Source organism: Stenotrophomonas maltophilia, from assembly GCF_001274595.1.
Classification (GTDB): domain Bacteria; phylum Pseudomonadota; class Gammaproteobacteria; order Xanthomonadales; family Xanthomonadaceae; genus Stenotrophomonas; species Stenotrophomonas forensis.
In genome coordinates this window covers 1,781,874-1,802,559 of sequence record NZ_CP011010.1, presented here as the reverse complement: position 1 = coordinate 1,802,559, position 20,686 = coordinate 1,781,874, and the positions used below count along the sequence as shown (strand labels likewise).

The 20,686-nt window shown below is 67.2% G+C and carries 21 protein-coding genes; 9 read left to right on the top strand and 12 right to left on the bottom strand.

Going from position 1 to position 20,686, the window contains the following annotated elements:
• Window positions 1–445: 445 nt before the first annotated feature.
• Entirely contained in the window at window positions 446–2,338 is a 1,893-nt protein-coding gene (gene htpG, locus VN11_RS08365; RefSeq protein ID WP_053449397.1) for a molecular chaperone HtpG, read from the top strand.
• Window positions 2,339–2,600: 262 nt separating this feature from the next.
• Here the strand turns inward: htpG and VN11_RS08360 are convergent, their stop codons facing one another.
• A complete protein-coding gene (locus tag VN11_RS08360; RefSeq protein ID WP_053449396.1) occupies window positions 2,601–2,900 on the bottom strand; it encodes a hypothetical protein in 300 nt (99 codons plus the stop codon).
• Between the two features lie 129 nt (window positions 2,901–3,029).
• On the opposite strand from VN11_RS08360, the gene ftsY reads away from it, so the two are divergent.
• The 3 genes from ftsY (at window position 3,030) to VN11_RS08345 (ending at window position 5,795) form a co-directional block, all read left to right on the top strand.
• Window positions 3,030–4,313 (top strand): signal recognition particle-docking protein FtsY, encoded by a 1,284-nt coding sequence (ftsY, locus tag VN11_RS08355; protein ID WP_053449395.1) that lies wholly within the window; start codon window positions 3,030–3,032, stop codon window positions 4,311–4,313.
• Window positions 4,314–4,395: 82 nt separating this feature from the next.
• The gene (mutY, locus tag VN11_RS08350; RefSeq protein WP_053449394.1) at window positions 4,396–5,520 is read left to right on the top strand and encodes an A/G-specific adenine glycosylase; all 1,125 of its coding nucleotides are present in this window, start codon (window positions 4,396–4,398) and stop codon (window positions 5,518–5,520) included.
• Between the two features lie 5 nt (window positions 5,521–5,525).
• Window positions 5,526–5,795, top strand: coding sequence for an oxidative damage protection protein (locus VN11_RS08345; RefSeq protein ID WP_008268317.1), 270 nt, complete (start codon window positions 5,526–5,528; stop codon window positions 5,793–5,795).
• Between the two features lie 74 nt (window positions 5,796–5,869).
• On the opposite strand, the gene VN11_RS08340 is transcribed toward VN11_RS08345, so the two are convergent.
• The 10 genes from VN11_RS08340 to VN11_RS21770 all read right to left on the bottom strand — a co-directional run bounded on the left by VN11_RS08340 (window position 5,870) and on the right by VN11_RS21770 (window position 12,913).
• The gene (locus tag VN11_RS08340; RefSeq protein ID WP_008265452.1) at window positions 5,870–6,322 is read right to left on the bottom strand and encodes a DUF6491 family protein; all 453 of its coding nucleotides are present in this window, start codon (window positions 6,320–6,322) and stop codon (window positions 5,870–5,872) included.
• A gap of 221 nt (window positions 6,323–6,543) precedes the next feature.
• A complete protein-coding gene (gene lolD, locus VN11_RS08335) occupies window positions 6,544–7,257 on the bottom strand; it encodes a lipoprotein-releasing ABC transporter ATP-binding protein LolD (protein ID WP_053449393.1) in 714 nt (237 codons plus the stop codon).
• Entirely contained in the window at window positions 7,250–8,491 is a 1,242-nt protein-coding gene (locus tag VN11_RS08330; RefSeq protein WP_006433034.1) for a lipoprotein-releasing ABC transporter permease subunit, read from the bottom strand. Before VN11_RS08330 ends, lolD begins: the two co-directional genes overlap by 8 nt.
• Window positions 8,492–8,514: 23 nt before the next feature.
• Window positions 8,515–8,964: a hypothetical protein gene (locus VN11_RS08325; RefSeq protein WP_053449392.1), complete on the bottom strand. Its 450-nt coding sequence runs from the start codon at window positions 8,962–8,964 to the stop codon at window positions 8,515–8,517.
• Window positions 8,915–9,163, bottom strand: a complete 249-nt coding sequence (locus VN11_RS08320; protein WP_005409080.1) for a succinate dehydrogenase assembly factor 2 — start codon at window positions 9,161–9,163, stop codon at window positions 8,915–8,917. Before VN11_RS08320 ends, VN11_RS08325 begins: the two co-directional genes overlap by 50 nt.
• Before the next feature lie 73 nt (window positions 9,164–9,236).
• A complete protein-coding gene (locus VN11_RS08315; protein ID WP_005409079.1) occupies window positions 9,237–10,022 on the bottom strand; it encodes a succinate dehydrogenase iron-sulfur subunit in 786 nt (261 codons plus the stop codon).
• 66 nt (window positions 10,023–10,088) lie between these two features.
• Window positions 10,089–11,879: a succinate dehydrogenase flavoprotein subunit gene (gene sdhA, locus VN11_RS08310; protein WP_053449391.1), complete on the bottom strand. Its 1,791-nt coding sequence runs from the start codon at window positions 11,877–11,879 to the stop codon at window positions 10,089–10,091.
• Window positions 11,880–11,910: 31 nt separating this feature from the next.
• Window positions 11,911–12,297 (bottom strand): succinate dehydrogenase, hydrophobic membrane anchor protein, encoded by a 387-nt coding sequence (sdhD, locus tag VN11_RS08305; protein ID WP_006432981.1) that lies wholly within the window; start codon window positions 12,295–12,297, stop codon window positions 11,911–11,913.
• A complete protein-coding gene (gene sdhC, locus VN11_RS08300; protein ID WP_005409076.1) occupies window positions 12,294–12,686 on the bottom strand; it encodes a succinate dehydrogenase, cytochrome b556 subunit in 393 nt (130 codons plus the stop codon). Before sdhC ends, sdhD begins: the two co-directional genes overlap by 4 nt.
• A 56-nt stretch (window positions 12,687–12,742) precedes the next feature.
• On the bottom strand, window positions 12,743–12,913 hold the full coding sequence (locus VN11_RS21770) for a DUF1674 domain-containing protein (protein ID WP_005409075.1): 171 nt from the start codon (window positions 12,911–12,913) through the stop codon (window positions 12,743–12,745).
• 39 nt (window positions 12,914–12,952) lie between these two features.
• Between VN11_RS21770 and VN11_RS08295 the strand changes: the two genes are divergently transcribed.
• Window positions 12,953–13,828, top strand: a complete 876-nt coding sequence (locus VN11_RS08295) for a YgfZ/GcvT domain-containing protein (protein ID WP_053449390.1) — start codon at window positions 12,953–12,955, stop codon at window positions 13,826–13,828.
• A 127-nt stretch (window positions 13,829–13,955) separates the two neighbouring features.
• Here VN11_RS08295 and VN11_RS08290 read toward each other — a convergent pair whose 3' ends face one another.
• The gene (locus tag VN11_RS08290) at window positions 13,956–15,038 is read right to left on the bottom strand and encodes an ABC transporter ATP-binding protein (RefSeq protein WP_053449389.1); all 1,083 of its coding nucleotides are present in this window, start codon (window positions 15,036–15,038) and stop codon (window positions 13,956–13,958) included.
• A 353-nt stretch (window positions 15,039–15,391) separates the two neighbouring features.
• On the opposite strand from VN11_RS08290, the gene zwf reads away from it, so the two are divergent.
• From zwf to edd, 4 genes are read left to right on the top strand one after another with little or no spacing between them, the layout of a single operon-like run.
• Complete coding sequence (gene zwf / locus VN11_RS08285) at window positions 15,392–16,828, top strand: glucose-6-phosphate dehydrogenase (RefSeq protein WP_053449388.1); 1,437 nt, start codon at window positions 15,392–15,394, stop codon at window positions 16,826–16,828.
• Window positions 16,825–17,832, top strand: coding sequence for a glucokinase (gene glk / locus VN11_RS08280; RefSeq protein ID WP_006432897.1), 1,008 nt, complete (start codon window positions 16,825–16,827; stop codon window positions 17,830–17,832). The genes zwf and glk overlap by 4 nt, the downstream gene beginning before the upstream one ends.
• Complete coding sequence (pgl, locus tag VN11_RS08275) at window positions 17,829–18,551, top strand: 6-phosphogluconolactonase (RefSeq protein WP_053449387.1); 723 nt, start codon at window positions 17,829–17,831, stop codon at window positions 18,549–18,551. The genes glk and pgl overlap by 4 nt, the downstream gene beginning before the upstream one ends.
• 58 nt (window positions 18,552–18,609) lie before the next feature.
• Window positions 18,610–20,526 carry a phosphogluconate dehydratase gene (edd, locus tag VN11_RS08270; RefSeq protein WP_053449386.1) on the top strand — a complete coding sequence of 639 codons (1,917 nt, stop codon included), beginning with the start codon at window positions 18,610–18,612 and terminating at the stop codon, window positions 20,524–20,526.
• Window positions 20,527–20,686 lie beyond the last annotated feature (160 nt).

Sequence of the window (20,686 nt, the reverse complement as noted above, 5' to 3'; positions counted from 1 at the left end):
GCTTGGCCGCGGCATCCATGCCGCGGACACCCCGCAATCCGACACCGCCCCACCTTCGACAGACTTCCGCGATCTGTCCGAATCCACGCCATGCATATCTGAACATCTGTCAGACATCGAAGGAATTGATGAGATCAGAAGCCCAGCCGTTGCCACCGTCACCGGGAATTTGTCAGAGGTGGGGCGGTGTGGGTGGGCAGGACCGTTGGCGCCATGGATGGCGCCATCGAGCCCCCATGGACGGGTTTACGGCGTGTCCTGCCCACCCACACCGCCCCGCCATCCCACGGAATGCCCGCTGTTGCTTTTGCTATCGCTGTTGCTTCGGCCTCTGCGGGTGCAGGGTGCAACCCTGCCAGACCAACCCCTTGATTTCGGGACAATCAGCCATACCCCTTGGCGAGGCCGCACGCGCTGGCGCGGCATTGCACATGGAGCCTTATCGATGACCGAGACCACCCAGACCGAAACCCTTGGCTTCCAGACCGAAGTCAAGCAGCTGCTGCAGCTGATGATCCACTCGCTGTACTCCAACAAGGAAATCTTCCTCCGCGAGCTGGTCTCCAACGCCGCCGACGCCGCCGACAAACTGCGCTTCGAGGCCCTGACCCAGCCGGCCCTGCTGGAAGGCGACAGTGAACTGCGCGTGCGCGTCAGCTTCGACCCCGCCGCCCACACCATCACCATCGAGGACAACGGCATCGGCATGAGCCGCGCCGAAGCCATCGCCCACCTCGGCACGATTGCAAAGTCCGGCACCAGTGACTTCCTGCGCCAGCTGTCCGGCGACCAGAAGAAGGATTCGCAGCTGATCGGCCAGTTCGGCGTCGGCTTCTACAGCGCCTTCATCGTTGCCGACGAAGTGGAAGTCACCTCACGCCGCGCCGGCCTGGCTGTCGGCGAAGGGGTGCGCTGGAGCTCGCGCGGCGAAGGTGACTTCGACGTCGCCACCATCGACAAGGCCGAGCGTGGCACCCGCATCGTGCTGCACCTGAAGGACGGCGAGCATGACTTCGCCGACGGCTGGCGCCTGCGCAGCATCCTCAAGAAGTATTCGGACCACATCGGCCTGCCGATCCAGATGCCGAAGGAAGGTGGCGAAGAAGGTGCAGCAGTCGAGTGGGAAACCGTCAACCGCGCCAGCGCGCTGTGGACCCGCCCGCGCACCGAGATAAGCGACGCCGAGTACACCGAGTTCTACAAGCACGTGGCGCACGACCACAGCGACCCGCTGGCGTGGAGCCACAACAAGGTTGAGGGCAAGCTGGAGTACACCTCGCTGCTGTACGTGCCCGGCCGCGCGCCGTTCGACCTGTACCACCGCGATGCGCCCAAGGGCCTGAAGCTGTACGTGCAGCGCGTATTCGTGATGGACCAGGCCGAGCAGTTCCTGCCGCTGTACCTGCGCTTCATCAAGGGCGTGGTCGATTCCAACGACCTGTCGCTGAACGTCTCGCGCGAGATCCTGCAGTCCGGCCCGGTCATCGATTCGATGAAGGCCGCGCTCACCAAGCGCTCGCTGGACATGCTGGAAAAGCTGGCCGCCGACAAGCCCGAGCAGTACGCCACGTTCTGGAAGGAATTCGGCCAGGTACTGAAGGAAGGCCCGGCCGAGGACTACAACAACCGCGAGAAGGTGGCCGGCCTGCTGCGCTTCGCCTCCACCCGTGGCGACGGCGACGCGCAGAGCGTGTCGCTGGCCGACTACCTCGGCCGCATGGCCGAAGGCCAGGACAAGATCTACTACCTGACCGGCGAGAGCTACAGCCAGGTTCGCAACAGCCCGCACCTGGAAGTGTTCCGCAAGAAGGGCGTGGAAGTGCTGCTGCTGACCGACCGCATCGACGAGTGGCTGATGGGCTACCTCACCGATTTCGACGGCAAGGGCTTCGTCGACATCGCCCGTGGCGACCTCGACCTGGGCGCGCTGGAAACCGAAGCGGACAAGCAGGAGCAGGAAGCGGCGGCCAAGGACAAGCAGGGCCTGGTGGAGCGCCTGAAGACGGTGCTGGGCGACGATGTGGCCGAAGTGCGCGTCTCGCATCGCCTGACCGATTCGCCGGCGGTGCTGGCCATCGGCGAACAGGACCTGGGCCTGCAGATGCGCCAGATCCTGGAAGCCAGCGGGCAGAAGGTGCCGGACAGCAAGCCGGTGCTGGAGATCAACCCGGGCCACCCGCTGATCGCCAAGCTGGATGCCGAAGCCGATGGCACGCGCTTCGACGACCTGGGCCGAGTGCTGTTCGACCAGGCCGCACTGGCCGCCGGTGACAGCCTGAAGGACCCGGGCGCCTATGTGGCGCGCCTGAACAAGCTGCTGCTGGAACTGTCGGCCTGACCGACAGGGTGGTCGCCGGGCATGGCCCGGCGCTACCGGGTGCTGGTGGATGCCAACCTTGGTTGGCATTCCTGCTCTGGTAGATGCCAACCTTGGTTGGCATTCCTGCTCTGGTAGATGCCAACCTTGGTTGGCGCTCCAAAGGCGTGCCAACCAAGGTTGGCACCTACCAGGGCGGGTCGAGCGTGCCAACCAAGGTTGGCACCCACCAACGCGGGTCGAGCGTGTCAACCAAGGTTGACACCCACCAAAGCCGGTCGCCTCAGGCGTCCCAATCCAGCAGCGAGCCCAGCATCTGGTCCTGGCGGCGGATCACCATGGCGTTGGCGGCGAACGCCACCACATCGGCCCGGGCCGCCAGCAGGTCACCCAGCGGCGCGCCGGATGCGGTGCCGATGGTCGTCACCACAGCCTGCACTCCGCCCTGCTCCACCGCACCACGCTGCAGCTGCAGGCGCTGGGCATCGGGGGTCGCCAGGTTGGCCACGTTGTGCGCGGCCACCTGCACGCCCTGCTGGGCCGCGCGCATTCCGCCGAGGGCCATTCCCATCACATTGTTCATGGCGGTCTCCGGGCCAGCCTGCGCAGCCCTCCGGACCGGTTAACGGCCGGCAGGCCGCGTCCTTGAGTCCACATCGGCCCGACAGGCCCGAGTGGTAGCATATCCCTCTGATTTCAGCGCCTTTTGCCAATGCTCAGTTTTTTCCGTCGCAAGAAGCCCCAGGACGCCCCCGCAACGGAGGCGCCCAAGACCCAGCACTACTCGGCTGAAGAGCTGGCGGCGGCATTCCCGTCCGCTGCCCCGGTCGAAGAAGCCCCGGCCGCTCCGCTAGCCGCGCCTACGCCTGCACCTGCGCCCGTCGCAGTGCCCGAAGCGCCGGCCGCCGCACCGGCACCGCCGGCTGCGGAACGCGTCATCGCCGCAGAGGACTTCGAAGCCGAAGCCCTGGCCGCTGCTGCCGTGCTCGCGCCGCTGGCGCCGGTCACTCCGGCCGAAGCACCGGCTGCGCCCGCCGCTGATCTGCCGGTGCTGGTCGACGCCGCCCCGGCTCCGGCCGGCAAGCCGGGCTGGCGCGAACGCCTGCGCAACAGCGTCATCGCACGCAGCTTCGGCGGCCTGTTCTCGCGCAACCCCAAGCTCGACGACGACCTGCTGGACGAGCTGGAAACCGCGCTGATCACCGCCGACGTCGGCGTGGGTGCCACCACCGACCTGGTAGAGGGCCTGCGCAAGCGCATGAAGTCGCGCGAATTCGCCGACGCCAATGCGCTGCTGGCCGCGCTGCGCAGCGAACTGATCGCGATCCTGCAGCCGGTGGCCAAGCCGCTGGTGATCGATCGCAACGCCAAGCCCTTCGTGGTGCTCACCGTCGGTGTCAACGGCGTCGGCAAGACCACCACCATCGGCAAGCTGGCCAAACGCTTCAAGGACGACGGCCACAGCCTGATGCTGGCCGCCGGCGATACCTTCCGCGCCGCCGCCGTGGCCCAGCTGCAGGCCTGGGGCGAGCGCAACGGCGTGGCCGTGGTCGCCCAGGGGCAGAACGCCGATGCCGCATCGGTGGCATTCGATGCGCTGCAGGCCGGCAAGGCCCGCGGCACCTCGGTGCTGATCGCCGACACCGCCGGCCGCCTGCACACCCAGTCCGGGCTGATGAACGAACTGGGCAAGATCCGCCGCGTGCTCGGCAAAATCGACCCCACCGCCCCGCACGAAGTGCTGATGGTGATCGATGGCACCACCGGCCAGAACGCGCTGTCGCAGCTGCGCCAGTTCAATGCCGCGGTGAACGTGACCGGCCTGGTGGTGACCAAACTGGACGGCACCGCCAAGGGCGGCGTGGTGTTCGCGCTGGCCCGCGAGTTCGGCATTCCGATCCGCTTCGCCGGCATCGGCGAGCGCCCGGAAGATCTGCGCGTGTTCGATCCGGAAGCCTTCGTCGACGCCCTGCTGCCTGAAGCGCTGGGCGGCTGATACACCGCGCAGCCACCCGTGGGGTGGCTCTACTGGAACCGGTAGAGCCACTCCAAGGTGGCTGCCCTCCTCCGGAACACCGATGCCACGCCAGCCGCACGCCAGCGCCGACACTGCCCAGCAAGACGGCTTCGTTGCCCGCCTGCTGCACTGGTTCGACGGCCACGGCCGCCACGACCTGCCCTGGCAGCACCCGCGCAGCCCGTACCGGGTCTGGCTGTCGGAGATCATGCTGCAGCAGACCCAGGTGGCCACGGTCATCCCGTATTTCCAGCGGTTCCTGCAGCACTTCCCGACCCTGCCCGACCTTGCTGCGGCCAGCAACGACGCGGTGATGGCGCAGTGGGCCGGGCTCGGCTACTACGCCCGCGCACGCAACCTGCATGCTGCGGCCAAGCGCTGTGTGGAACTGCACGGCGGCGACCTGCTGCGCGATTTCGATGCACTGCACGCGCTGCCCGGCATCGGCCGCAGCACCGCCGGCGCGATCCTCAGCCAGGCCTGGAACGACCCATTCGCGATCCTCGACGGCAACGTCAAGCGCGTACTCAGCCGCTACCACGGCATCGACGGCTTCCCCGGCCTGCCGGCCATCGAGAAGCAGCTGTGGACGATCGCCGAGGCACATGTGGCGCAGGTCCCAGCCGGGCGCATGGCCGACTACACCCAGGCGCAGATGGATCTGGGCGCGACCGTCTGCAGCCGCGCGAAACCGGCCTGCGTGATCTGCCCGCTGCACGACGACTGCATGGCGCGCCGCGAAGGCCGCACTGCCGAACTACCCACGCCCAAGCCCGGCAAGACGCTGCCCGAACGCGAAGCGGTGGCGCTGCTGCTGCGCGACGCCCGGCAGCGCGTACTGCTGCAGAAGCGGCCGGACACCGGCATCTGGGCGCAGCTGTGGACGCTGCCGCAGGCCGAAGCCGGCAGCATGCTGCAGGACTGGTTCGATGCGCACGTCGACGGCTCACTGGAAGATGCCGAGGAACTGCCGGTGCTGCAGCACACCTTCAGCCACTACAAGCTGCATCTGCAGATACTGTCGCGGCAGGTACACGGGCTGCGCGTGGAGGAACCTACGCTGCGCTGGGTCGCCGCCGACGAACTTCCCGCGCTGGGCCTGCCCGCGCCGATCCGCAAGCTGCTCGATGGCGCCACCATCAAAGCGCCAAAACGAAATTCCAAGAAACCCCGCAACCACGAGTGAGTGCCATGTCCCGAACCGTCTTCTGCCAGTACGAACAACGCGATGCCGAGGGCCTGGACTTCGTGCCCTACCCCGGCGAACTGGGCCAGCGCATCTTCAACAACATCGGCAAGCAAGCCTGGGCGGCTTGGCTGGCGCACCAGACCATGCTGATCAACGAAAACCGCCTTTCGCCCCGCACGCCGGAGCACCGCGCGTTCCTGGAAGGCGAACTGGTCAAGTTCCTGTTCGAGAGGGACGCAGAAAAGCCGGCCGGCTTTACCCCCGAAGCCTGATACACCGGTAGTTCCGGCCGCTGGCCGGCAACACGGCATCTGCCCGAAGCCGGCCAGCGGCCGGCACTACCCCGCTATTTCTTCGTGTCTTCCTCGCGCTCCTGCACCTGGGCCTGGCGCAGCTCCTGCTCGGACGCGCGCAATGCCTTCACGTCCAGCTTGCGGATGCTCTTGATGAAGCACGGCATGCGTGGGCCGCCCGTAGGGTCGCGCACCAGCACCTTGTCGAAGCGCGTCGAAACGCGATTCATCTGGCTGGTCAGGCCGATGGCGGTGGCAAACGTCAGGTCCTGGCAGGGGCCGTTCAATTCCAGCAGATAGGCCTCGCTGGGGCGAGTCCATACCGCCAGCGCGCTGTCACCCAGCTCGGTCCAGCCATTGAGGCTGCCGAAGAACTGCATGTCGTTCTGCGGCGCACCGGCATGCGCACGGTACAGGTCCAACTTCTCGGCACTGCTGAGCCGGCCGGTGGTCGCACAGGCGGCCAGGGCCAGGCAGAGGCCGGCCATCAGGATCGGGGTCTTCATGGCGATCTCCTCGGGGTACTGTCGCCATCATGCGCCTGCCAGAGTGGCGCCCGTGCGACGACCGGGAGCCCCATTCAGGCGGCGGTCGGCGGTCGACCAAGGTCGACCTCCACCAAGGCAGGCCCAGGACTCCGGAATCCGGTAGTCGCCAACCTTGGTTTGCGCTTGCCCCGCAGGAGCAGCCGACCAAGGTCGGCTTCCACCCAAGCGGGACCAGCGGCTCAGACGTCAGCGTGGGCCAATGCGTGCAGCCGCCCTTCGCGCAGTTCCAGCACCCGATCAAGGCGACGCGCCAGGCTGCGGTCGTGGGTGACCAGCACCAGGCTGGTGTGGCGGGCGCGGTTGAGTTCCAGCATCAGCTCGAACACGGTGCCGGCGGTGCGGTCATCCAGGTTGCCGGTCGGCTCGTCGCCAAGCACGCAGGCCGGGTGGTTGACCAGTGCACGCGCCACGGCGGCACGCTGGCGTTCGCCACCGGACAGCTCGCCCGGCTTGTGGTCCAGGCGATGGCCGAGCCCCACCGCCTCCAGCAGGGCCGTTGCCCGGCTGGACGCCTCGGCCACGGCGGTACCGGCCAGCAGTACCGGCATCATCACGTTTTCCAGCGCGGTGAATTCCGGCAGCAGGTGATGGAACTGATAGACAAAGCCCAGCGCCTGGTTGCGCAGCAGGCCGCGCGCGGTATCCGACAGCGCCGACATACGTTGGCCCGTCACATAGACCTCGCCAGCGGTCGGAACATCCAACCCGCCCAGCAGGTGCAGCAGCGTGCTCTTGCCGGCGCCGGACGCACCGATGATCGCCACCGTCTCGCCAGCGGTCACGGTCAGGTCCAGGCCATCGAACACCGGGGTCTGCATGCGCCCTTCGGCGTAGGTCTTGCCCAGTGCTTCGGCGCGGATCACTTCATCGCCGCGGTTGAAGACCTTATTCATAGCGCAGGGCCTCCGCCGGCTGGGTGCGTGCTGCCCGCCAGGCGGGATACAGGGTGGCCAGGAAGCTCATCAGCAGCGCGACCACGGTGATCGCCACCACGTCGCCGGTCTGCATGTCGGTCGGCAGGCCGGTGATGTAGTACACGTCCTCAGGCATCAGCTTGACGTTGAACACCGCCTCGATGGCACCGAGGATGCGTTCGAGGTTGAGGGTCAGGGTGATGCCGCCGATCAGCCCGGCCAGGGTGCCGAAGATGCCGATCAGCGAACCCTGCACCATGAACACCTGCATCACCCCGCCCGGGGTAAGGCCGAGGGTGCGCAGGATCGCGATATCGGCCTGCTTGTCGGTGACCAGCATCACCTGCGAGGACACCAGGTTGAACGCACCCATCGCGATGATCAGCGACAGCAGGATGCCCATCACCACCTTCTCCATGCGCAGCGAGTGGTAGAGGTTGGCATTCTGCTGGGTCCAGTCACTCACGCGGTAGGCGCCACCGAGGCTCTGCGCCAGGTCCACGCCCACCTCCAGCGAGCGGTCCATGTCGTGCAGCTTCAGCCGCACGCCGGTGGCACCGTCACTGCGCAGCACGCGCTCCAGGTCCTGCATGTTGGCGAAGCCGACGCCACGATCGACCTCGTTATAGCCGGCTTCGAAGATGCCGCTGACGGTGAAACGCTTCATCCGCGGCACTGCGCCGGCAGGCGTGCCCTGCACTTCGGCGAAGGTCACCAGTACCTGGTCGCCGACGTCCACGCCCAGCCAGATCGCCAGCTCCTTGCCCAGCAGCAGGTTGAAGCTGCCCGGCTTGAGGCTGTCATAGCTGCCCTTGGTGACCTTCTTGTCGATCACCGATACCTTCGGCTCCAGCGCCGGATCGATGCCCTGGATGATCGCGCCCTGTACGCGCGGGCCGCTGATCATCGACTGGATCTCGATGTACGGCGCGGCACCCGCCACGCGCGGATCCTTGCTGGCGATGTCGACCACACGCATCCAGTCCGGCATCGGCTCGCCGTCGCGGCTGATGGTGGTGTGCGCGGTCATCTGCAGCAGGCGGCTGCGGATTTCCTTCTGGAAACCGCTCATCACGGCCAGGGTAGTGATCAGCACCGTGACGCCGAGCGCGATGCCCAGGATCGATGCCATCGAGATGAAGGAGATGAAGCCGTTGCGGCGCTTGGCGCGCAGGTAGCGCAGGCCGATCGCCACGGGGATGGGTTTGAACATGCAGGCACGCCAGTCAATTCAGCTTATGGTGCCATCGTACGCGGCCGACGGGAAACGGCACGTGCGGCCACGGCCAGTCGCAGTTCACGTCGCTGCCCGGAATCGAGCACATCCGGCCAGAACAACAGGTGCCGGCGGCGTCGGCCCTCACGCCAGGACAACAACAGCCAGGCACCACGCACCACCAGCCGTGGCACCTCGATGTCCTGCCCGGCCACCTGCAGCGGCTCGGGAAGCGGCGGCAGCCGCACCTGCAGGCGCGGCCTGCGCAGCCGCCAGGCCAGCTCGGCCAGGCCAAGGCCCCAGGCCAGCAACACAGCAGGGATCAGCAGGCGCGGTGGCAGCTCCGAGGCGCGCAGCGGCCAGGGCGCGGCCAGCAGCACCGCCAGCTGGGCGGCGGCCTGCAGCCGCGAGGGACGCCACTCAAGGCTTGAGGGCGAGGATCTTCTGCATGAGAGGGATCGCGTGCGCATGCGGGCAGGCCTCATAGCCCATGAACCAGCGCCACAACTTATCGTCCTCGCAATCGAGCAGGAACAGGAAAACCTCGCGCTCTTCGGTCGGCGCAGTGCTCCATTCGTGGTCCAGGTAACGGCCGAACAACTGGTCCAGTTCGCGCATGCCGCGGCGGCAACGCCAGCGCAGCTTCTTCAGCAGAACATCTTCTTCCATCGTGCTTCTCCAGATACAGCAAAGCCACGCATGGCGTGGCTCTGCTGGGGTCATGCAACTACCCGGCGCCGTATCAGGCGCGGCGTTCCATCATCAGCTTCTTGATCTCGGCGATCGCCAGCGCCGGGTTCAGGCCCTTCGGGCAGGTCCGGGCGCAGTTCATGATGGTGTGGCAGCGGTACAGCTTGAACGGATCTTCCAGATCGTCCAGGCGCGCACCGGTGTCCTCATCGCGCGAGTCGATGATCCAGCGGTAGGCCTGCAGCAGGATCGCCGGGCCCAGGTAGCGCTCGCCGTTCCACCAGTAGCTCGGGCAACTGGTCGAGCAGCAGGCGCACAGGATGCACTCGTACAGGCCATCCAGCTTCTTGCGGTCTTCCGGCGACTGCAGGCGCTCACGGTCCGGCGGTGCCGGGGTCTGGGTGCGGATCCACGGCTTGATCGAGGCGTACTGCGCGTAGAAGTGGGTCAGGTCCGGAACCAGGTCCTTGACCACGTTCATGTGCGGCAGCGGATAGATCGGCACTTCCTTCTTGCCGCAGTCCGAGATGGCTCGGGTGCAGGCCAGGGTGTTGGTGCCGTCGATGTTCATCGCGCACGAGCCACAGATACCTTCGCGGCAGGAGCGGCGGAAGGTCAGGGTCGGGTCGATCTCGTTCTTGATCTTGATCAGGGCGTCCAGGACCATCGGGCCACAGGCGTCCAGATCAACTTCATAGGTATCGGTGCGCGGGTTGCTGTCGTCGTCCGGACTCCAGCGGTAGATCTTGAAGGTGCGCACGTTCTTGCCGCCGTTCTTGACGGGGAAGTGCTTGCCCTTCGTGATCTTGGAATTCTTGGGGAGTGAAAACTCGGCCATGGCTGCTCTCGTTGGCTCAGGCGGCCCGCGCCCGTGGGCGCGGATTGCATGGTAGGCGGGGTCGGATCAGTACACGCGCGGCTTCGGCGGCACTACGGACACGTCGTCGGTCAACGTGTACATGTGCACCGGACGGTAGTCGAAGCTGCACTTGCCCTTCTCGTCGACGCTGACCAGGGTGTGCTTCTGCCAGTTGACGTCGTCGCGGTCCGGGAAGTCCTCGTGCGCATGCGCGCCGCGGCTTTCCTTGCGCTGTTCGGCCGAGTTGATCGTCGCCACCGCGTTGAGCAGCAGGTTGTTCAGCTCGTAGGTCTCGATCAGGTCCGAGTTCCACACCAGCGAACGGTCGGAGACCTTCACGTCCTGGAACGAGTCGAAGATCTTGTCCATCTTCTCGCAGCCTTCCTTCAGCGTCTGGCTGGTGCGGAAGACGGCCGCGTCGGCCTGCATGGTGCGCTGCATGCGATCGCGGATGACCGAGGTCGGGGTATCGCCGTTGGCGTGGCGCAGCTTGTCCAGCAGGCCCAGCGCCTTGTCGCAGGCATCGGCCGGCAGCGGCTTGTGCGATGCGCCCGGCTTGATGGTCTCGGCGCAGCGGTTGGCCACCGCACGACCGAACACCACCAGGTCCAGCAGCGAGTTCGAGCCCAGGCGGTTGGCGCCATGCACGGACACGCAGGCCGCTTCGCCGATGGCGTACAGGCCCGGCACCACCGCATCGGGGTTGTCGCCGACCTTGCGCACGACTTCGCCGTGGTAGTTGGTCGGGATGCCGCCCATGTTGTAGTGCACGGTCGGGATGACCGGGATCGGCTGCTTGTGCACGTCGACGCCGGCGAAGATGCGGGCGCTCTCGGCAATACCCGGCAGCTTCTCGTCGATCACGCCCGGGCCGAGGTGGGTCAGGTCGAGCAGGATGTGGTCCTTGTGCTCACCGACGCCGCGGCCTTCGCGGATCTCGATGGTCATCGAACGGCTGACCACGTCGCGCGAGGCCAGGTCCTTGTAGTGCGGTGCGTAACGCTCCATGAAGCGCTCGCCGCTGCTGTTGCGCAGGATGCCGCCTTCACCGCGGACACCCTCGGTGATCAGGCAGCCGGCGCCGTAGATGCCGGTCGGATGGAACTGCACGAACTCCATGTCCTGCATGGCGATGCCGGCACGCATGGCCAGGCCGCCACCGTCGCCGGTGCAGGTGTGCGCCGAGGTGGCGCTGAAGTAGGCACGGCCGTAACCGCCGGTGGCCAGCACCACGCCCTGGGCGCGGAACAGGTGCAGGGTGCCGTCGGACATGTCCAGGGCCAGCACACCGCGGCAGGCGCCTTCTTCATCGAAGATCAGGTCGAGCGCGAAGTACTCGATCATGAAGCGCGCGTCGTGCTTCAGCGACTGCTGGTACAGGGTGTGCAGCATCGCGTGGCCGGTACGGTCGGCCGCCGCGCAGGTACGCTGCGCCGCCGGGCCTTCGCCGTACTTGGTGGTCATGCCACCGAACGGACGCTGGTAGATCTTGCCTTCGGCGGTGCGCGAGAACGGCACACCGTAGTGTTCGAGCTCGATGATGGCCGGGATGGCCTCACGGCACATGTATTCGATGGCGTCCTGGTCGCCCAGCCAGTCCGAACCCTTGATGGTGTCGAAGAAGTGGTAGCGCCAGTCGTCCTCGCCCATGTTGGCGAGTGCGGCCGAAATACCGCCCTGGGCGGCAACGGTGTGCGAACGGGTCGGGAAGACCTTGGTCAGGCACACGGTCTGCAGGCCCTTGGCGGCCAGGCCGAACGTGGCGCGCAGGCCGGCGCCGCCGGCGCCGACCACGACCATGTCGTACTTGTGTTCGGTGATCTTGTAAGCGGACATCTAATCTGGATTCCTGTGTTGGTGCCTGGGCTCAGGCAACGCCGAGGGCGATGCGGCCCACCGCAAACACACTGACGATCATGCCGAGCACGGCGACGAACTTCACCGCGGTCTGCAGCACCAGGGCCAGCAGCGATTCGTGGATGTAATCTTCCAGCACGACCTGCATGCCGAGCTGCGCGTGCCAGAACATGGCGATCAGCAGGCCGATCAGCGGCACGGCATTCCACGGCTTGGCCACGGCGGCGGCGGCGGTCGCGTAGTCCGAACCCAGCAGGCTCAGCACGAAGACCAGGAACCAGATGCCCAGCACCACCAGGGCGGCGGCGGTCAGGCGCTGGTGCACGAAGTGTTCGGTGCCGGTCTTGGCCGAACCAAGGCCGCGCACGCTCTTCAACGGGGTACGGAACCTGCTCACGCGGCACCTCCGAACATCACATAGGCCCACACCAGCAGGGTGATCACCAGGCTGCCGGTGACCGACAGCCAGCTGCTGCGGATGAAGGCGGGAATGCTGAAGCCGATGGCGAAGTCCTGCACCACATGGCGGATGCCATTGCACAGGTGATAGGCGAACGACCATGTCCACGCGAACAGGAACACGCGGCCATACCAGGCCCCGGCATGGCCGGTGAAGCAGTTCCAGGACTCGGGCCCCATCATCAGGGCCAGCAGGCCCGCGGCGATGATGAGGGCACCAACAGACAGAAAGACGCCAGTGGCTCGATGCAGGATCGAGGTGGCCATCTGAATCTGCCAGCGATACACCTGAAGGTGCGGGGAAAGTGGGCGTTGTCTGGTCGCCATTCGCTGGGCTCGTTGTCTCGGCTGGGCGGCACACGGCCGCGTTGGCTCAATGCTGATCAGAAATCGATGCAGCGTCCGTTTTTCTCCCAATCGCCGTACCGCACCGGATCAAGTCCGCCGCGGCCGCCGAATTCCTCTGCTTTTTCCTGTTCCACGGGCACGGGTGCCGCGGGGACCAGCGGGGCTTCAGATTCGTCGTCGGGAGTGGGGGTTGTTTGGCCTATCATGTTCGGTCTCGCAACGCACAAATTTTAGACCTCGTTCACGTGCCTGACAACCTGCCCCCTGCTTTCGTCGGATATCCGCGCCTTCCCGGACACCAGCTGCTGAGCCTGCAGGGTGTCGATGCGGCCGTTTTCGCCCACGCCCAGTTCAGCAGCGATGTCACTGCCCTGCCCCTGCTGCACTGGCAGTGGAGTGCCTGGCTGAGTGCCAAGGGCCGCACCCTGGCGGTGTTCCAGCTGCTTCGGCTGGCCGAAGACCATGTGATGCTGGTGCTGGCCGACGGCGATGCCGATGCGATTGCGTCGCAACTGCAGCGCTTCGTGTTCCGCCGCAAGGTGAAGGTGCTGGTGCGCAGCGATCTGGCGGTGGCCGGCGCCTTCACCGCGCCCGAGGCCGCCATTGGCGCCGCCATTGCGCACGCCGCAGGTGACGGCTGGGAACTGGACCTGGGCAGCGATGCCCTGCCGCGCACCCTGCGCATCGGCGCTACCGACGCCTTCGCCGCCGGCAGCGAAGCCGATGAGGCGGCCTTCGCCCTGGCCTGGCGCCAGGCCGACCTGCGCTACGGCCTGCCCCGGCTTGAGGAAAGCCAGCGCGAGGTGTGGACTCCGCAGCAACTGGGGCTGGATCGCCTGAACGGCTACAGCGTGAAGAAGGGCTGCTACCCGGGCCAGGAGATCGTCGCCCGCACCCACTTCCTCGGCAAGGCCAAGCGCGCGGTGCAGCTGCTGCATACCGCGGCGCCGGCGCAGGCCGGTGATGGCGTGCAGCAGGACGGCGCTACGCTGGGCACGATCGCCAGCGTAGCCGGTGACCTGGCGCTGGCGGTGTTGCCGTTGGAGGCCAGTGACGCCGATCTGCAGGTCGGCGATGCCGTCGCGCAGCGCATGCCGTTGCTGGACGGATTGGCGCGCTGAATCCACCCGACGCTTCGGTGGGTGCGGACCGTTGGTCCGCACGCCTTCGGCGAATGAATGGTAGTGCCGGCCGCTGGCCGGCAACCACGCCTGGTTGAGGTTGCCGGCCAGCGGCCGGCACTACCCGTTACAGGCGCTCGCCGGTTTCCGAGTTGAAGAAATGCAGCCCCTGCGGGTGGATCGCCACGCGGATCTGCTCACCCACCGCCGGCAGTACCTGCGGCGCCACGCGCATGGTCAGCGCATGCTGGCCACTGCTCAGGTTGACGAAGATCTCGTTGCCGACCGGTTCGATGCCTTCGATGCGCGCGTTGAACGCATGCGCATCGTCGGCGGTCGCCGGCTGCAGGTGCTCGGGGCGCACGCCCACCGCGATCGGCTTCTGCAGCCACGCCGGATCGATCGTGGCCTGGCCCAGCGGCGCGCGCCATTCGCCGTCAACCACGGTCACGCCACCAGCATCGCCCTGCAGCGTGCCACGCAGCACGTTCATCGCCGGACTGCCGAGGAAGCCGGCCACGAACAGATTGGCCGGGCGGTCGTACAGCGCCATCGGCGTGTCGATCTGCTGGATGACGCCGTCCTTCAGCACCACGATGCGCTGGCCCAGGGTCATCGCTTCGACCTGGTCATGGGTCACGTAGATCATGGTGGTGCCCAGCTTGCGGTGCAGCTGCGCGATCTCGGTCCGCACACTGTGGCGCAGCTTGGCATCCAGGTTCGACAGCGGCTCGTCGAGCAGGAACACCGCCGGCTCGCGCACCAGCGCGCGGCCCAGCGCAACGCGCTGGCGCTGGCCGCCGGACATCGCCTTGGGCAGCTTGTCCATCATCTCGGTCAGGCCCAGCGTCTGCGCCGCCTCGGCGATGCGCCTGTCGATCGTCGCCTTGTCATGGCCGCGCAGCTTCAGGCCGAAGGCCAGGTTCTCGGCCACGGTCATGTGCGGGTACAGCGCGTAGCTCTGGAACACCATCGCGATGTCGCGATCCTTCGGCGCCACGTCGTTGACCACGCGATCGCCGATGGTCAGCGTGCCGCCGCTGATCTCTTCCAGCCCAGCCACCATCCGCAGCAGGGTCGACTTGCCACAGCCGGACGGGCCGACCAGCACCATCAGCTCGCCATCGGCGACCTCGAAGCTGGCGTCCTTCACCGCGACCTGGCCGTTGTCATAGACCTTGCGCACACCCTGCAACTGCACTTTTGCCATATCACCTAATCCGGTCCGCCCGAAGCCGGGCTGTCTTTTGGGACTGCCTCGGCCCTCCCGATGGCAGTGATGATTGCGCGCCCACCGCATGGCGGCGAGCACTGCAATCGAATACAGTTGCCCATTCTGCCATGTAAACGTTTTCACGTGGCACTATCCGATGATCGGTGCGCACCGATCTGCGTCGGCGATTGAACGAAGGTTCCGCCGAGGTAGTGGTTTCGATTGGAACGGTCTTCCGGAGCCCCGGGAAACCCGCCCGACGAACCTTGGACAGGCAGTTGCGCGGATGTCCCCCGAACCCAGCCATGAAGCGATTGACAACGATGTCACCCGGATCTGAAACTCGAGCGATGCACGACACCCTCTTCCTGTTCGGTGCCACAGGTGATCTGGCCCAGCGCTACCTGTTCCCTTCGCTGCTTCGCCTGCTCGGCGACGGCCTGCTGCCGGAGGACTTCCGCATCCGCGCACTGGCCCTGTCCGGGCATGACACCGAAGGCTTCCATGACATCCTGCGGCCGCGCCTGCAGCAGGCCATGCCGATGGCCACGCAGGACGACATCGCCGGGCTGCTGCGCCGCATCGACTACCGCTCGGTGGACCTGCGCGACGTCGATTCGGTGGCCGCCGCGGTCGCCGACCTGGTGCACCGCAAGTGCGTCAGCTACCTGGCCATCCCGCCGGGCCTGTACATCTCCACCTGCGAAGGCCTGGCCAAGGGCGGCGCCCTCGCCGCGCCGGCACGGCTGATGCTGGAGAAGCCGATCGGCAGCGACAGCGAAAGCGCCGAGGAGATCATCTCCACCATCGGCCAGTGGATCGACGAGGACCGCGTGTTCCGCCTCGACCACTACCTGGGCAAGGCGGCGGTGCAGAACCTGATCGCGCTGCGCTTCGGCAACACGCTGCTGGAAGCGGTGTGGAACCGCAATTACATCGAATCGGTGCACATCCTGGTCGCCGAAAGCGAAGGCGTGGATGGCCGCGACGCCTACTACGCCCGTTCCGGTGCGCTGCGTGACATGGTCCAGAGCCACATCCTGCAGCTGCTGTGCATGGTGGCGATGGAGCCGCCGGCCTCGCTGGAAGCCGACCGCATCCGCGACGAGAAGGTCAAGGTGCTGCGCGCCCTGCGCCCGCTCGATGCCAAGCACGCCGCGCGTGACAGCATCCGTGGCCGCTACACCGCCGGCACCATCAACGGCCAGCCGGCCCAGGCCTACCAGCCGCCGGAAGGCAGCGACGTGGAAACCTTCGCCGGCGTCACCGCGCATATCGACAACTGGCGCTGGAGCGGCGTGCCGTTCCACCTGGTCACCGGCAAGCGCCTGCCCGAGCGCACCACCCGCGTGGTGGTCACGCTGAAGCCGGTCACCCACTGGCTGTTCGAGCGCCCGCAGCGTGCGCAGGCCGCACCGAACCGCCTGGTGTTCCAGCTGCAGCCGCAGGAGAACATCGAGCTGGGCCTGATGAGCAGCCTGGCCGGCCCGGAATGGGGCGCGCTGGAACTGCATCCGCTGGAACTGGAACTGTCGGTGCCGACCGGCCTGCACCGCCGCATCGCCTACGAACGCCTGTTCCTGGATGCCTTCAACGGCAACCACACGCTGTTCGTGCGCGACGACGAAGTCCGCGCGGCCTGGGCATGGATCGACAGCGTCGCCGATGCCTGGAAGGAAGCCAGGCTGCCGCTGGAACCCTACCCCGCCGGCCAGTGGGGCCCGGGCAACGCAACGGAGTTCCTGCCGCAGGGCGTGGATGCGCCGGACAGTGGAGCCTCGGCATGAGTGTCGGCTCGCAGCCGGTGCTGGTCGCCGACATCGGGGGCACCAATGCCCGTTTCGCACTGGCCGATACCTCGCTGGACGCGCCGCTGCTGAAGGACAGCATCCGCGAATACGCAGTGGCGGAGTTCCCATCGCTGGGCGACGCCGCACGTCATCACCTCGAACAGATCGGTGCCAGCGCGGGCCGTGGCGTGTTCGCGGTGGCGGGCCGTGTCGATGGTGACGAGGCACGCATCACCAACCACCCGTGGGTGATCTCGCGCAGCCGCACCGCGGCGATGCTCGGCTTCGACGAACTGCACCTGATCAACGACTTCGCCGCACAGGCGATGGCAATCTCGCTGCTGCAGCCGGAAGACGTGATCCAGGTCGGTGGCGCGGCATGGGTACCAGGCAAACCCGGACAGCCGCGCAACTACGCGGTGATCGGACCCGGCACCGGACTCGGCGTCGGCGGCCTGATCCTTCGCCATGGCCGCTGCTATCCGCTGGAAACCGAAGGCGGCCATGTCAGTTTCCCGCCGGGAACGCCGGAGGAGATCCGCATCCTGGAGATCCTGTCCGAGCAGTTTGGGCGCGTCTCCAACGAACGGCTGATCTGCGGCCCTGGCCTGGTCAACATCCATCGCGCCGTGTGCGAGATGGCCGGCATCGATCCGGGCCAGCTGCAGCCGGTGGACGTGACCGCACGTGCGCTGCATGGCGACCCGCAGGCGATGCGCACCGTGGACGTGTTCTGCGCCGTGTTCGGCGCGATCGCCGGTGACCTGGTGCTGACCCAGGGCGCCTGGGACGGCGTGTTCCTGACCGGCGGCCTGACCCCGAAGATGCTTGATTCGCTGCAGCACTCCGGGTTCCGCCAGCGCTTCGAGCACAAGGGCCGCTTCTCTTCGATCATGGCGCGGGTGCCGTCGCTGGCGGTGATGCATCCCCACGCTGGGCTGCTGGGCGCCGCCGCCTATGCCGCCGACGCCGAACGTGACGCACCAGGAGTTGCCGCATGAGCCCCACCTTCCAGGACGACCGCATCGAGTTCATCCAGCACGGCGACGCCGATGGCTGGATCGAGGCGGTCGCCGCCGAGATGGCACAGACCCTCAACCACGACATCAACGAAGTGGGCCGCGCCCGCATCCTGCTGTCTGGCGGTACCACGCCGGCGCCGGTGTACCAGGCACTGGCCGAGCTGGACGTGCACTGGGACCGGGTTGAAGTCAGCCTGGCCGACGAGCGCTGGCTGTCGCCGCAGGATCGTGACAGCAACGCCTGGTTGGTGCGCGAGCATCTGCTCAAGCGCGCCGAGGGCGCGCATTTCGACCCGTTGGTGCGCGTCGGCAAGCCGCTGCCGGAATGCGTCTACACCGTCAACCTGCAGGCCCAGCACAGCCAGCCGCCGAGCCTGGTGGCGCTGGGCATGGGCAATGACGGCCACACCGCCTCGCTGTTCCCGGGCTCGAAGGACCTCGCCCGCGCGCTGGAAAGCACCCTGCCCTATGCGGCGCTGGATGCCACCGGCTGCCCCGGTGCCAACCAGTGGCCGCTGCGCATCACGCTGACCCCGCACGGCCTGCGCCAGTGCCGCCAGCGCCTGCTGCTGCTGCGCGGCAAGCAGAAGCTGCAGGTGCTGCGCCAGGCCCTGGACAGCAACGACGCCCAGCAGTATCCGATCCTCAACGCGATCAACCTGGAAGGCGCGCGCCTGCGCGTCCACTGGGCTGATTGAAGTCGGCGGCGGCGCGCTGCCGCCGCTTGCCTCTCGCCACCACGAACGCCGGTAGCCAATGAGCCTCCATCCGCAACTGCACGCCATCACTGAGCGCGTCATCCGCCGCAGCGCCGCCTCGCGCGCCGCCTACCTGGCCGCGATCGACGCCGCCCTGCGCGATGGCCCCTTCCGCAGCCGTCTGAGCTGCGGCAACCTCGCCCATGGCTTCGCCGCCTGCGGCGGTACTGACAAGAGCCGGCTGCGCGGCGGCGTGACGCCGAACCTCGGCATCATCACCGCCTACAACGACATGCTGTCGGCGCACCAGCCGTTCGAGACCTACCCCGAACAGATCCGGAAGATCGCCCGCGAGCTGGGCGCCACCGCACAGGTGGCTGGCGCGGTGCCGGCAATGTGTGACGGCGTGACCCAGGGCCGTGGCGGCATGGAACTGTCGCTGTTCTCGCGCGATGTGATCGCCCAGGCGACGGCCATCGGCCTCAGCCATGACATGTTCGACACCACCGTCCACCTTGGTGTGTGCGACAAGATCGTGCCGGGCCTGCTGATCGGTGCGCTGGCCTTCGGCCACCTGCCGGCGGTGTTCGTGCCGGCCGGCCCGATGACCCCGGGCATTCCGAACAAGCAGAAGGCCGAAGTGCGCGAGCGCTACGCCGCCGGTGAAGCCACCCGCGAGGAGCTGCTGGAGGCCGAGTCCGCCTCGTACCATGGCGCCGGCACCTGCACCTTCTATGGCACCGCCAATTCCAACCAGGTGTTGCTGGAAGCGATGGGCGTACAGCTGCCGGGTGCGTCGTTCGTCAACCCGGACACCGCCCTGCGCGATGCACTGACCCGCGAAGCCACCGAGCGCGCACTGGACATCACCGCGCTGGGCGACGATTTCCGCCCGCTGGGCCGGATCATCGACGAGCGTGCGATCATCAACGCGGTCATCGCGCTGATGGCCACGGGCGGCTCGACCAACCACACCATCCACTGGATCGCGGTGGCGCGGGCCGCCGGCATCGTGCTGACCTGGGATGATTTCGACGAACTCTCGCAGCTGATTCCGCTGCTGGCCCGTGTGTACCCGAACGGCGAAGCCGACGTGAACCGCTTCGCCGCCGCCGGTGGCCCGGCATTCGTGTTCGGCGAACTGATCAAGGCCGGCCTGATGCACGGCGATCTGGTCAGCGTGGCGCGTGGCGGCATGGCCGACTACGCCCGCGAGCCGCAGCTGCGCGAGGGCAAGCTGGTCTACCTGCCGGGCCTGGAACGCAGTGCCGATGAAGAGGTGGTGCGCAGCGTCGACAACCCGTTCGAAAGCCAGGGTGGCCTGCGCCTGCTGCGCGGCAACCTGGGCAAGTCACTGATCAAGCTGTCGGCGGTGAAGCCGCAGTACCGCAGCATCGAGGCACCGGCGGTGGTGGTCGATGCGCCGCAGGTGCTGAACAAGCTGCACGCCGGCGGTTTGCTGCCCGAGCATTTCGTGGCGGTGGTGCGTTACCAGGGCCCGCGTGCGAACGGCATGCCGGAACTGCATTCGCTGGCGCCGCTGCTGGGCCTGCTGCAGAACCAGGGCCGGCGCGTGGCACTGGTCACCGACGGCCGCCTGTCCGGCGCCTCGGGCAAGATTCCGGCGGCCATCCACGTGACGCCGGAAGCGGCGCGCGGTGGCCCGCTGGCGAAGGTCCGCGAGGGCGACATGATCCGCCTGGATGGTGAAGCCGGCACGCTGGAAGTGCTGGTGGACGCCGCCGAATGGGCGGCGCGGTCGTTGGCGCCGAACACGGCTCCGGCAGCGCATGACCTGGGCCGCAATCTGTTCGCGATCAACCGTCGCGTGGTGGGCCCGGCCGACCAGGGCGCGATTTCGATTTCGTGCGGGCCGGCAGCGGCGGATGGTGGGCCGTGGGATTACGACGCCGAGTATGAGCTGGGGCACGATGCGGCGGCAGCGGCGGCGCCGCATGAGGCGAAGGACGCCTGAGGGTTGAAGAGCGTTGCGGGTTTGTTGCGGCGGTGAGTTTGCTGGCGGCGGCAGAGGGCAGGCCGTCGCCAGGACACGCCGTGAATACGTCCCTGTAGGCTCGGTCGCGCCATCCATGGCGCGAACGGTCCTGGCGACGGCCTGCCCTCCACCGCATCAC

What these genes read in the sequence shown, in the direction of transcription:
- htpG (WP_053449397.1), top strand. Translation starts at nt 446, where the DNA reads ATGACCGAGACCACCCAGACCGAAACCCTTGGCTTCCAGACCGAAGTC.
- VN11_RS08360 (WP_053449396.1), bottom strand. Translation starts at nt 2,900, where the DNA reads ATGAACAATGTGATGGGAATGGCCCTCGGCGGAATGCGCGCGGCCCAG.
- ftsY (WP_053449395.1), top strand. Translation starts at nt 3,030, where the DNA reads ATGCTCAGTTTTTTCCGTCGCAAGAAGCCCCAGGACGCCCCCGCAACG.
- mutY (WP_053449394.1), top strand. Translation starts at nt 4,396, where the DNA reads ATGCCACGCCAGCCGCACGCCAGCGCCGACACTGCCCAGCAAGACGGC.
- VN11_RS08345 (WP_008268317.1), top strand. Translation starts at nt 5,526, where the DNA reads ATGTCCCGAACCGTCTTCTGCCAGTACGAACAACGCGATGCCGAGGGC.
- VN11_RS08340 (WP_008265452.1), bottom strand. Translation starts at nt 6,322, where the DNA reads ATGAAGACCCCGATCCTGATGGCCGGCCTCTGCCTGGCCCTGGCCGCC.
- lolD (WP_053449393.1), bottom strand. Translation starts at nt 7,257, where the DNA reads ATGAATAAGGTCTTCAACCGCGGCGATGAAGTGATCCGCGCCGAAGCA.
- VN11_RS08330 (WP_006433034.1), bottom strand. Translation starts at nt 8,491, where the DNA reads ATGTTCAAACCCATCCCCGTGGCGATCGGCCTGCGCTACCTGCGCGCC.
- VN11_RS08325 (WP_053449392.1), bottom strand. Translation starts at nt 8,964, where the DNA reads ATGCGCACGCGATCCCTCTCATGCAGAAGATCCTCGCCCTCAAGCCTT.
- VN11_RS08320 (WP_005409080.1), bottom strand. Translation starts at nt 9,163, where the DNA reads ATGGAAGAAGATGTTCTGCTGAAGAAGCTGCGCTGGCGTTGCCGCCGC.
- VN11_RS08315 (WP_005409079.1), bottom strand. Translation starts at nt 10,022, where the DNA reads ATGGCCGAGTTTTCACTCCCCAAGAATTCCAAGATCACGAAGGGCAAG.
- sdhA (WP_053449391.1), bottom strand. Translation starts at nt 11,879, where the DNA reads ATGTCCGCTTACAAGATCACCGAACACAAGTACGACATGGTCGTGGTC.
- sdhC (WP_005409076.1), bottom strand. Translation starts at nt 12,686, where the DNA reads ATGGCGACCAGACAACGCCCACTTTCCCCGCACCTTCAGGTGTATCGC.
- VN11_RS21770 (WP_005409075.1), bottom strand. Translation starts at nt 12,913, where the DNA reads ATGATAGGCCAAACAACCCCCACTCCCGACGACGAATCTGAAGCCCCG.
- VN11_RS08290 (WP_053449389.1), bottom strand. Translation starts at nt 15,038, where the DNA reads ATGGCAAAAGTGCAGTTGCAGGGTGTGCGCAAGGTCTATGACAACGGC.
- zwf (WP_053449388.1), top strand. Translation starts at nt 15,392, where the DNA reads ATGCACGACACCCTCTTCCTGTTCGGTGCCACAGGTGATCTGGCCCAG.
- glk (WP_006432897.1), top strand. Translation starts at nt 16,825, where the DNA reads ATGAGTGTCGGCTCGCAGCCGGTGCTGGTCGCCGACATCGGGGGCACC.
- pgl (WP_053449387.1), top strand. Translation starts at nt 17,829, where the DNA reads ATGAGCCCCACCTTCCAGGACGACCGCATCGAGTTCATCCAGCACGGC.
- edd (WP_053449386.1), top strand. Translation starts at nt 18,610, where the DNA reads ATGAGCCTCCATCCGCAACTGCACGCCATCACTGAGCGCGTCATCCGC.